The organism is Enterobacter cloacae complex sp. P24RS, assembly GCF_014982165.1.
Lineage (GTDB): Bacteria > Pseudomonadota > Gammaproteobacteria > Enterobacterales > Enterobacteriaceae > Enterobacter > Enterobacter quasihormaechei.
In genome coordinates this window covers 1-8510 of sequence record NZ_JADCKU010000032.1, presented here as the reverse complement: position 1 = coordinate 8510, position 8510 = coordinate 1, and the positions used below count along the sequence as shown (strand labels likewise).

The 8510-nt window shown below is 55.2% G+C and carries 8 protein-coding genes and 1 tRNA gene; 3 read left to right on the top strand and 6 right to left on the bottom strand.

The window, feature by feature from the left end:
- Positions 1 to 312: 312 nt before the first annotated feature.
- Positions 313 to 388, bottom strand: a tRNA-Phe gene (locus INF58_RS20765).
- Positions 389 to 558: 170 nt separating this feature from the next.
- Here INF58_RS20765 and INF58_RS20760 point away from each other — a divergent pair.
- Positions 559 to 1404, top strand: a complete 846-nt coding sequence (locus tag INF58_RS20760) for an AraC family transcriptional regulator (protein ID WP_193528416.1) — start codon at positions 559 to 561, stop codon at positions 1402 to 1404.
- A gap of 36 nt (positions 1405 to 1440) precedes the next feature.
- Positions 1441 to 2031: a LysE family translocator gene (locus tag INF58_RS20755; protein ID WP_193033327.1), complete on the top strand. Its 591-nt coding sequence runs from the start codon at positions 1441 to 1443 to the stop codon at positions 2029 to 2031.
- Here INF58_RS20755 and INF58_RS20750 read toward each other — a convergent pair.
- The 5 genes from INF58_RS20750 to aspA all read right to left on the bottom strand — a co-directional run bounded on the left by INF58_RS20750 (position 2028) and on the right by aspA (position 7611).
- Positions 2028 to 2603, bottom strand: coding sequence for a transcriptional regulator (locus tag INF58_RS20750; RefSeq protein WP_193528415.1), 576 nt, complete (start codon positions 2601 to 2603; stop codon positions 2028 to 2030). The genes INF58_RS20755 and INF58_RS20750 overlap by 4 nt on opposite strands.
- A 49-nt stretch (positions 2604 to 2652) precedes the next feature.
- On the bottom strand, positions 2653 to 4344 hold the full coding sequence (locus tag INF58_RS20745) for a protein-disulfide reductase DsbD (protein ID WP_193528414.1): 1692 nt from the start codon (positions 4342 to 4344) through the stop codon (positions 2653 to 2655).
- A complete protein-coding gene (gene cutA / locus INF58_RS20740; protein ID WP_003855908.1) occupies positions 4320 to 4643 on the bottom strand; it encodes a divalent cation tolerance protein CutA in 324 nt (107 codons plus the stop codon). Before cutA ends, INF58_RS20745 begins: the two co-directional genes overlap by 25 nt.
- Positions 4644 to 4756: 113 nt before the next feature.
- Complete coding sequence (locus tag INF58_RS20735) at positions 4757 to 6058, bottom strand: anaerobic C4-dicarboxylate transporter (RefSeq protein WP_003855921.1); 1302 nt, start codon at positions 6056 to 6058, stop codon at positions 4757 to 4759.
- 116 nt (positions 6059 to 6174) lie between these two features.
- Positions 6175 to 7611, bottom strand: coding sequence for an aspartate ammonia-lyase (gene aspA, locus INF58_RS20730; protein ID WP_003855923.1), 1437 nt, complete (start codon positions 7609 to 7611; stop codon positions 6175 to 6177).
- A gap of 335 nt (positions 7612 to 7946) precedes the next feature.
- Between aspA and INF58_RS20725 the strand changes: the two genes are divergently transcribed.
- Positions 7947 to 8411 (top strand): FxsA family protein, encoded by a 465-nt coding sequence (locus tag INF58_RS20725; protein WP_003855925.1) that lies wholly within the window; start codon positions 7947 to 7949, stop codon positions 8409 to 8411.
- Positions 8412 to 8510 lie beyond the last annotated feature (99 nt).

The window sequence follows — 8510 nt, the reverse complement described above, 5'->3', positions numbered from 1 at the left end:
AAGTGAAACGCCGTAGCGCCGATGGTAGTGTGGGGTCTCCCCATGTGAGAGTAGGGAACTGCCAGGCATCAAACAAGAAGAACCCCGTACCGTAAGGTGCGGGGTTTTTTGCTTTGTGCGTCAGAAATCAAGCCGGATGGCGGCTTCGCCTTATCCGGCCTACAGGTTTTGTAGGCCCGGTAAGCGCAGCGCCAACGGGCAATGCTAATCGCACCATCTTACTGGGAAGAGATAACAGGAATAAAAATAAGGTAAGGTTTTGATAAACGCAGAAAAGCAAAAACCCAGCCATAGGCTGGGTTCTTTAAATAGTGGTGCCCGGACTCGGAATCGAACCAAGGACACGGGGATTTTCAATCCCCTGCTCTACCGACTGAGCTATCCGGGCAACGGAGCGCATTAAACCGCAATCGCGCGCGATCGTCAACATTATTTCGGGAAAAGCTGTTCAACTGCTTAAGTTTGCGGCAATCTGTCCGTTTGTGCGCTGAAATTGCACAAATCTTCCAGACAGTTCAGGCAAGCTATGACAATGCTGACGGTAAAGAGGAGGGCAGTATGGCAAATGACTGGCTTGAGCTGCGTCAGCATGCAGAAACAGGTATTGAAACAATCAAGGCACATTTCGAAGGGCATGCCTTTGATCCCCACTGGCACGACAGCTATCTGGTCGGAATAACCCTTTCCGGCACGCAGCAGTTCCACTGTCGGCGTGAACGGCACCATAGCCAGCCGGGCGATGCTTTTTTACTTGAGCCTGGTGAAATCCATGATGGTGATGCGCCGGTAGAGGGTGGCTTTACTTATCTGACCTTTTATCTCGATGAACGCTGGCTCACCCGTACGCTTCAGGGTCTGTACGACGCGACTCCCGGGAGCTACACCCTCCACTTTGCCCAAACGCTGACGCGGGAGCCTCAGCTGGTGCGCTCTATCGGTGATACGTTCGCCTCGTTGCATAACGATGAAATGAAAATCGTACAGCAAAGCACAATGGATAACCTGCTCTCTCAGATTACAGCCCACTGCCACTGGCGTAAGAGACTCCCGTCTCAGTTACAAAGCTCCGCCGTGGCGCATCGTGCCCGTGACTATCTCTATGCGCATATCGGCGAAAACGTGGGGCTATCAGACCTTGCGCGTGAGACGGGGACGGATCGCTTTACCCTCACCCGCTGCTTTAAGCGCGAGTTTCACCTCGCGCCGCACGCCTGGCTTATCCAGCTGCGTCTGGCAAAGGCCCGACAGATGCTGGCGTGTGGGGGACTGCCTGTTGATGTTGCCACGGCAGTGGGTTTTGCCGATCAAAGCCATCTTGGTCGCTGGTTCCAGCGGGCGTACCGTATTTCTCCGGCACACTACCGTCGGTTGTGCACAAACTTTCCAGACGTTTCCAGAAAATAACGGCACATTCATGGCTCTACTAAAAAGGAGCCACCTGTGAATTTATTATCCTTTCTGTTGTTTGCGTTTGTCGCCTCCATTACGCCGGGGCCAACCAATATTCTGGTACTGACTAACAGTCAGCACTTTGGCGTAAAAAATACGGTACCTGCGATCCTCGGTGGGTGTATTGCCGCCAGCGCTATTGTCCTGGTTTCCGGCGCAGGGGCAGGAGAAGCATTACGCCAGTATCCGCTGATACGTCAGGTGATGAGCTGGGCGGGTGTGCTATGGCTTTCCTGGATGAGCTGGCAGCTGTTTAGCGCCCCGGCCGCGAATCTCTCCTCCAGACGCCATGTACGATTTACCGCCCGGGCGGCGGCGTTATTACAGGTTGTGAATCCGAAAACCTGGATGATGGCGCTGGCAGTTGTCAGTCTGTTTGCGCCGGCAAGCGACCATGCATTACGGGATATTGCGCTGATGGCACTATGGTTCCTGGCGATCTCAGTGGTCTGTTTGTTGTGCTGGGCGTGGCTGGGGAAGGCGGTAAACCGGATTTTCCGCACCACCGTGGCGATGGTGCGATTTCAGCGCGTAATGGCGCTGTGTTTGTTTATCTCCGCCTGGACGGGAATGCTGGCTTAGGTCAGTGCACCACCCATACGGCATTGTGCAAACCGCAAAATATCTTCCGCCAGACGGTGCGCCGTATCCACATCAGCCTGGCTACGGTTCACCAGCATACGGCTCAGGCAACCTTCCAGCACCAGCTCCATCTGCTTCGCGACCATCGCCGGGTCATCCACTTCAAGTGTGGTCAGCAGCTCGTGTGTAAACTCGTGCGCCGCACGTTTTTGCTGATCTGCCAGCTGATGGATAGGATGTCCGGGATCGGGGAAGTAGGTGCAGGCGGCGATAAACAGGCAGCCAGGGTAACGGTTGTTGGTGACACACTCCGTCAGCGCGGTATAGCGTGCCAGCAGCTTTTGCTCGGTGGTCAGTTCTTCATTCAGCATCAGCTGCCTGCGCCAGATATCCACCTGCTGGCTGAGATAGCGCAGGGCATCATAAAGCAGCGCCTCTTTATCCGGCCAGAAGCGCTTAAGTTCATCCAGAGGGTAATCGATACGGTCGGCTATCATCTCAAGCGTGGTGCTGGCGATCCCTTGAATCTCAAGTAATTGCAGGGCTTGTCCCAGTACGTCTTCGCGTTGCACGGTTATCTCCTCCGCTATTCCCAACGGTTTGTCCCGTCTAAAGTGTTGTTTACGGTTGGCGATTGCGCAAATGCGCGTTGAATGCCGTCGCGTCCATAAACCCGGTTACACGCTGCGTCGGCTGTTCTGCCCCCTGTTCATTGAAGAACAGGATGGTAGGCAAACCGAGCACGTTAAGTTGCTTCAGCAGAGCCTTATCCTGCGCGCTGTTGGCGGTAACGTTCGCCTGAAGCAGAACGGTATCGCTCAGCGCGTGTTGTACCTGCGGATCGCTGAAGGTGTATTTTTCAAACTCTTTGCAGGCCACGCACCAGTCGGCATAGAGATCGAGCATGACCGGTTTGCCTTTCGCCTGCGCCAGGGCGCGGTTAAGGTCATCCACGTTCTTAATCTGTATAAAATTCAGATGAGCCTGCGTCTGACCTGTCGGGGTGCCAAACGCCCAGTCCTGCAAAGGACGGACGCTCACCAGCGCGGCCGCCAGCAGAAGGATCTGTACCAGACGCATCCACGGCTTCTTCGCACCCAGACTCACGATAAACGCCCAGCTGAAGAAGGCCACGCCGAGCATCGCCCACAGACGTATACCCCAGACGTCACCGATGATGCGTTCCAGCAGGAATACCGGGAGCGCCAGAATGACAAATCCGAACGCGGTTTTCACCGTCTCCATCCACGGGCCGCTCTTCGGCAGCAGACGATTGCCAAACACCGTCACCAGGATCAGCGGCAGGCCCATGCCGAGCGCGTAGAGGTACAGCGTGCCGCCGCCGAGCCACAGGTTGCCGCTCTGGGCAATGTATAACAGGATGGCGCTCAGCGGCGCGGTGGTGCAGGGAGAGCAAATCAGACCGGCGATGGCACCCATAGCGAACACGCCGCCCGCAGAGCCACCCTGCTGACGGTTGCTCATCAGCGTCAGACGGGTTTGCAGGGAAGAGGGCAGTTGCAGGGTAAACAGGCCAAACATCGACAGCGCCAGCAGAATAAACACCGCTGACAGCCCGATAAGCACATAAGGGTGCTGAAGGGCTGCCTGGAACTGCAATCCAGCAGCGGCGACCACGAGGCCAAGCGCGGTATAGGTTAGCGCCATGCCCTGCACGTAGATAAAGGCCAGCACCAGCGCGCGGGCGGTGGAAAGGCGTTGCTTGCCGCCCAGCACGATGCCAGAGATAAGCGGATACATGGGCAATACGCAGGGCGTAAAGGCGATGCCGATACCAATCAGTAACGCCCATAACGCGGAGAAAGGCAGGTCAGCGCGGCCTTTGGCCTCTTCGCTCGCAGGAGGCGGAGAAGCCGCGGCTACGCCTTTGACTTCACTCAGCGGCACGACTTTTGTTTCCGGCGGATAGCAGAACCCGGCTTCGGCACACCCCTGATACGTCACCGTCAGGGTAGCGCCTTTATCCGCCTGATTCACCGTGACGGGCACGCTTAAGCGCTGGCGATAAATTTCACTTTTGCCGTAGAACTCGTCCTCGTGCCATTCGCCAGCGGGCATCTGCAATGCGCCAACGTCAGCCTTTGCCGGCGTGATGCTGACCTGCTTGCGGTAGAGGTAGTAACCCTCTTTCACCTGCCAGGTGAGGCTGAGATCGTGCTGGTTTTGCTGAAAGTCGAAAACGAACGCCTGGTCGGCAGGAATAAAGTTCGAACGGCCGGGTGCGTCAAACAACCCGGCAAAAACTGACGTGCTGCACAGCAGCAGGATCAGCGTAAAGAAGCGTTGAGCCATGAGAGATAATCGTTATCGCCGTGGACTACTGGCAGCACCAGCAGCTCCGGGGTTTGGTATGGATGATGAGACTTGAGGCAGTCGAGAAGCGCCTGCTGGTTGGTCAGATTGGTTTTGAGCAACATCTGGACTTCGTACTCTTGCTCCAGCTTGCCTTCCCAGTAATAAAGGGAGGTTGCGCCGGGTAAAAGCGTGACGCAGGCAGCCAGTTTTTCGGCCAGCACTTTGGCGGCGAGATCCTGGGCAGAGGCTTCATCAGGGGCGGTACACAGTACAACAACAGCATCAGGCGTGTTCACAAGTCGACCTCCTCATCACGAAAGTCCTCACTATATCACGCCATGCGATTGGTCATTAATGAAACGGGCCGCAGAGCGGCCCGATTTTAACTATTTTTACAACGGCTAATCGTTTACAGCACAATGCCACCGATGATAAAGCCGAGGATCACGCAGAGCGTAATCGCCACCACGCCCGGGATCAGGAACGCGTGGTTAAACACGTACTTACCGATGCGGGTTGAGCCGGTGTCATCCATCTCAACCGCGGCCAGCAGGGTTGGGTAGGTTGGCAGCACGAACAGGGCGGAAACGGCCGCAAAAGAGGCAATCGCCGTCAGCGGCGTCACGCCCAGCATCAGTGCCGCAGGCATCAGCGCTTTGGTGGTCGCGGCCTGGGAATACAGCAGCGTCGCCGCAAAGAACAGCACCACCGCCAGCAGCCACGGATAGTTGTGCAGCAGGTCGCCCGCAACGGTCTGGATATCGCTGATGTGTGCTTTGACGAAGGTATCACCGAGCCACGCCACGCCCAGCACGCACACGCAGGCGCTCATACCGGATTTGAAGGTGCTGGCGTTCAGCACTTCGCTGGTGTCGATTTTACAGGTGATGCTAATCAGCGTCGCGATGGTCAGCATGAAGACCACAATGGCTTCGTTACGTGGCAGAACCGGGTTCTGGATCAGACCTACCGTATCGCTGATGGCGGTCGCGTAGAACATCACGGCGACGATACCGATCAGGAACAGCAGCACGGAGCGTTTCGCGTGCGGCTTCAGCTCGAAGACCTGGCTTCCGCGCAGGCTCACTTCGCCTTTTGCCAGGCGCTCCTGGTAAACCGGATCGTCTTTCAGCTCGGCGCCGAGGAAGTTACACAGCACGGCGGTGATCATCACCGCAATCAGCGTGACCGGAATACAGATCGCCAGCAGCGTCAGGTAGCTCACGCCCATCGGCTCAAGGATCCCCGCGAAGAAGACCACGGCGGCTGAGATTGGCGAGGCGGTGATCGCAATCTGGGACGCCACCACGGCAATAGAGAGAGGGCGAGACGGGCGAATGCCCTGCTCTTTGGCCACTTCGGTGATCACCGGCAGCGTGGAGAACGCAGTGTGGCCAGTGCCGGCGAGAATGGTCATAAACCACGTCACCAGCGGGGCAAGGAAGGTGATGTATTTCGGATGGCGACGCAGCATACGCTCCGCCAGGCTCACCAGGTAGTCCATACCGCCAGCGACCTGCATGGCCGCAATGGCAGCGATAACCGCCATGATGATTTCGATAACGTCAAAAGGGATTGCGCCGGGTTTAATCTGAAAAATCAGGGTAAGTACGAGCACCCCAAGACCGCCGGCAAAACCGATGCCGATACCCCCGAGTCGTGCGCCCAAATAAATCGCCAACAGGACGATGACGAGTTCTGCTCCAAACATAAAGACCTGCCTTGCTTATTAACAAGTTGATATTGAATTGTTGTGTTTTGGTAACGCCCATAAAGAAAAAAGGCACGTCACAAGTGACGTGCCTTTCGGAAGCTTAGCCTGAACGGTTACTGTTCGCTTTCATCGGTATATCGTTTCGCTTTATAGGCCGGATGCATCAGGTTCTGGGCGGAGAAGATATCGTCCAGCTCGGCTTCGGTCAACAATCCTCGCTCAAGAACGACCTCACGCACGCTCTTACCGGTTTCGGCACAAATCTTACCGACGATGTCGCCGTTGTGGTGGCCGATGAACGGGTTGAGGTAGGTGACGATGCCGATTGAGTTATACACGTAACCTTCACACACCTCTTTATTGGCGGTGATGCCGTTAATGCATTTTTCCAGCAGGTTGTAGCAGGCGTTGGTCAGAATATGGATGGATTCAAACATCGCCTGGCCAATCACTGGCTCCATCACGTTCAGCTGGAGCTGACCGGCTTCGGAAGCCATGGTGACGGTCGTATCGTTACCAATAACCTTGAAGCAAACCTGGTTCACCACTTCCGGCACCACCGGGTTAACTTTAGCTGGCATGATGGACGAACCCGCCTGCAACTCTGGCAGGTTGATTTCATTCAGGCCAGCGCGTGGACCGGAGGAGAGCAGGCGCAGGTCGTTACAGATTTTGGACAGTTTCACCGCCAGACGCTTCAGCGCGCTGTGCACCATCACGTAGGCGCCGCAGTCGGAGGTAGCTTCAATCAGGTCTTCCGCAGGCACAACCGGCAGGTTGGACACTTCAGCCAGCTTCTGTACCGCCAGCTGCTGATAGCCATCCGGCGTATTCAGACGTGTACCGATGGCGGTTGCACCCAGGTTCACTTCCAGCAGCAGCTCGGACGTGCGCAGCAGGTTTTTGGTCTCTTCATTCAGCAGCACGTTAAACGCGTGGAATTCCTGTCCGAGGGTCATGGGGACAGCGTCCTGCAACTGGGTACGGCCCATTTTCAGGATGTCCTGGAACTCAACGGCTTTACGCTGGAAGCCATCGCCCAGCTGATTGATCGCGTCGACCAGTTTGACGACAGAAGCATACACCGCGATGCGGAACCCGGTTGGGTACGCGTCGTTGGTGGACTGACATTTGTTAACGTGGTCGTTCGGGTTCAGGTACTGGTATTCACCTTTCTGATGCCCCATCAGCTCCAGGCCGATGTTCGCCAGCACTTCGTTGGTGTTCATGTTGACGGAGGTGCCCGCGCCGCCCTGATAGACGTCAACCGGGAACTGATCCATGCATTTGCCGTTGTTCAGCACTTCATCGCATGCGGCGATAATCGCATTTGCAGCGCTTTTAGGAATGGTTTGCAGTTCTTTGTTCGCCAGAGCCGCGGCTTTTTTTACCATCACCATGCCACGCACAAATTCAGGGATGTCGCTGATTTTGCTGTTGCTGATGTAGAAGTTTTCAATCGCTCTCAGAGTGTGAACACCATAGTAGGCATCCGCTGGAACTTCCCTGGTACCCAACAAATCTTCTTCGATACGAATGTTGTTTAACATGTGAACCTTCTTTTCAAGCTGCCGATGGATTGTACTAAACACACAGTATATATGTGGTTTTGAATATTTTCTGACCGACGATTATTCCCTCAATCGGCCAGATGTTCGAGATCATATGCTGATGATAGCGAATTGCCGTAAGCTGGATCACTTATTATCGACCCGATTTCATGATAATTATTAATCTGTGAAATGGGTCACCGCTTTAATATTTCCAAAAAAAATATCCGTGCAAACCGATTGAATTTTGGCTAACCGTCACCATCTCTTATCTACGCGCTTCGCGAACACATTCAGACAGGGGCCAGAAGGCACCTGCCACACAGGAGATGCCAGTGCGCTGGATACCGTTTATTGCTTTCTTTCTTTATGTTTACATTGAAATTTCCATTTTCATCCAGGTTGCCCACGTGCTGGGCGTCCTGCTGACGCTGATTCTGGTGATCTTCACCTCCGTCATCGGCATGTCGCTGGTGCGCAATCAGGGTTTCAAAAATTTCCTGTTAATGCAGCAGAAGATGGCCGCAGGCGAAAGCCCGGCAGCCGAGATGATCAAAAGCGTGTCGCTGATTATTGCTGGCCTGCTGCTGATCCTGCCTGGGTTCTTCACCGACTTCCTCGGCCTGCTGTTGCTGTTGCCGCCGGTACAGAAGCACCTGACCATGAAGCTGCTGCCGCACCTGCGTTTCAGCCGTATGCCGGGCGGTGGTTTCAGCACCGGCCCGGGGGATACCTTTGAAGGGGAATACCAGCGTAAGGATGAGCAGCGCGACCGGTTAGATCATAAAGACGATCGGTGAGTTTGTGGCCCGGTGGCGCTTCGGTATGAACCGGAAACATGGGTAACACTTTAGACCGGATACATGGGTAACAGTTATAACTGGCATAGAAGAGGAGAC

Coding starts and splice junctions, on each gene's coding strand:
- INF58_RS20760 (WP_193528416.1), top strand. CDS start 559: ATGGCAAATGACTGGCTTGAGCTGCGTCAGCATGCAGAAACAGGTATT.
- INF58_RS20745 (WP_193528414.1), bottom strand. CDS start 4,344: ATGGCTCAACGCTTCTTTACGCTGATCCTGCTGCTGTGCAGCACGTCA.
- INF58_RS20735 (WP_003855921.1), bottom strand. CDS start 6,058: ATGTTTGGAGCAGAACTCGTCATCGTCCTGTTGGCGATTTATTTGGGC.
- aspA (WP_003855923.1), bottom strand. CDS start 7,611: ATGTTAAACAACATTCGTATCGAAGAAGATTTGTTGGGTACCAGGGAA.